This window comes from Autumnicola aciditolerans (assembly GCF_041679265.1).
Taxonomy (GTDB): Bacteria; Bacteroidota; Bacteroidia; order Flavobacteriales; family Flavobacteriaceae; genus Autumnicola.
Genome location: NZ_JBGFSM010000060.1, coordinates 1 through 2,137, shown reverse-complemented (window position 1 = coordinate 2,137; position 2,137 = coordinate 1). Strand labels below are relative to the sequence as shown.

The window sequence follows — 2,137 nt, the reverse complement described above, 5'->3', positions numbered from 1 at the left end:
TGGTTGGACGTTCAAGTTGGTAATAAGTGGTATACTTTTAAATTGAAATGTGGGGTAGTTCTATATTAATATATACACACGACCTATTGTACACTTGTGGACACCGATTATATCGGCTATCTCACTTTTCTTTTTTCCTGCCTTTAAAAGAGCTCCAATTTGGTATCTTTGCTCTTGACCAAGTTGTTTATATTTTTTCACAAAACAAATTTAGCACTTGGCCAATCACTGGGGGCTAGCCCCCAGTGATTTTTAATTTGAGTTGCACTTATTAGTTGAACTTAGATGATTCTATAAATCAAAAAAGCGAAATAAAGGATAGTAAATTAGAAACAACAACCAAGACAAAGGTTTTTAGTGATAGTTTGAAAATTATCTACAAATATAAAGGAGATACAGTCTTTCAAAAAAGAATCGACCTAAAAGGAACTGCTGATGACAATTATGATAGTAGTCTAAATATGACAACAATTTGGTCAACTGAGGAATTGAAAAAATTGAACTGTAAGGAAAAATTGTATCTGAATCAAAAAAATATAGTTTTCTCCTACTGTATTGAGGATATTCTAAAAACAATTGAAGATGATCTCCAAAACCCTGAAACCGGATCTTTCAAAGTGGAGCAATTAGAGAAATTAAAAAAAGAAGTTTCTGAAATGCGTAAAGGAACTAGAGATAGTTTATCTATAAGATCATATCATTTAAATTTCCGACTTCTTAGAAATGTAAGATTTTCTGCTTATGATAAAAGCACTAAAGCCAAGGCTGATCTGATTAAAATTGGTAAATATAATGTTGAATTTTCTAGTGGAAACCATTCTGGTGGAAGGCACTATTATTTAATTACGAAAGAAGAAGACACGCTAGGAGAGTTTATAATTAGAGATTGGATAACTTAAAAAACTTGCAACAACAACGGTTAATCGCCAATAGACGGCACCGTTAGAAAGAAAATAATTAACTGCCTCGTCCTTAAATAGGTTGACTAAAAATTAAACACTTTTAGCAATCTATGGAAACACAAAACAATGGCTCCTGCCGAAAAAAACAGTATCAAAAAGTAAGTTTCGACATGAAACTTTCGATAATTGATGAAATTGCCAACGGGCAGATCTCCGTCAACCATGCTTCAAATAAGCACAATATTTCCAGAAGCTCTATTGATTATTGGATCAAAAAATTGAGTAATTTTGAGAATAAATCCATGGGCATGAGCAAGAACGATCAGGTCAAAAAACTAAAGCAACGCATAGAGGAACTTGAGTTTGTCAAGGAATTCCAACAAGATGTTATTGCTGATTTTGAGAATATTACAGGAGAGCACCTTTCAAAAAAGTATTTGCCCGAAGCATTAGCAAAAGAGATAGAGAAAAAGCCTTTCAAAATAAAATGGCTCTATCAATGCCTCGGGATAAGCAAACAGGCGTATTACAAAAGGATCAAGGCAAACGATGACAAAGAGAAAAGGGACGCTATAGTTTTGGGGTTGGTGACACAAAAGCGCAAGCTGCACCATAAGGCTGGCACTAGAAAACTGGTCAAGTATATTAAAGATGGACTCATGGAAAACAACGTTAAAATGGGCAGGGACGCACTATTTGACCTGCTAAGGAGCTATGGCATGCTCGTTAAAAAAACCAAGCGGTACCATATCACAACAGACTCCAAACACCTGTTCCATAAATCACCCAACCTGGTAAAGGATCTGGAAATAACCCATAGCGAACAGGTCTTGGTAAGTGATATTACCTACATACAAACGGACCAGGGACACGCGTACCTGGCCCTGGTAACGGATGCCTACTCTAAAAAACTAATGGGCTGGGCACTCGACGATAACATGAAAGCAACACTGGTAGTACAAGCACTTAAAATGGCCATTAAAAACCTAAAGTTCAACTATGAAAATATCATCCATCATTCTGATAGGGGAATTCAATATTGCTGCCCGGAATTCTCTGATTTTGCCAAAGAAAATGGGTTTGTCTTGAGTACGACCCAGCAATATGACCCATACGAAAACGCAGTGGCAGAAAGGATCAATGGCATACTCAAGTATGGGGAGTGTAATTTAAACTCTGTCCTTTTCTTCACTCCTTCGGGGGTACCCCCGAAGGAGTGGTTGCCAAATCGAGCC

2 protein-coding genes and 1 pseudogene are annotated in these 2,137 nt (G+C 36.7%); 2 read left to right on the top strand and 1 reads right to left on the bottom strand.

Annotated features, from left to right (window positions below; translation table 11 throughout):
- Nucleotides 1–78 precede the first annotated feature (78 nt).
- Nucleotides 79–201 (bottom strand): annotated as a pseudogene (locus tag AB8M93_RS18710) (helix-turn-helix domain-containing protein); the annotation flags it as partial.
- 74 nt (nt 202–275) lie between these two features.
- Here AB8M93_RS18710 and AB8M93_RS18705 point away from each other — a divergent pair.
- Nucleotides 276–899 (top strand): hypothetical protein, encoded by a 624-nt coding sequence (locus AB8M93_RS18705; RefSeq protein WP_373060506.1) that lies wholly within the window; start codon nt 276–278, stop codon nt 897–899.
- Between the two features lie 113 nt (nt 900–1,012).
- Nucleotides 1,013–2,137 (top strand): IS3 family transposase (locus AB8M93_RS18700; RefSeq protein ID WP_373060504.1); only part of this gene is annotated, 1,125 nt, incomplete at its 3' end.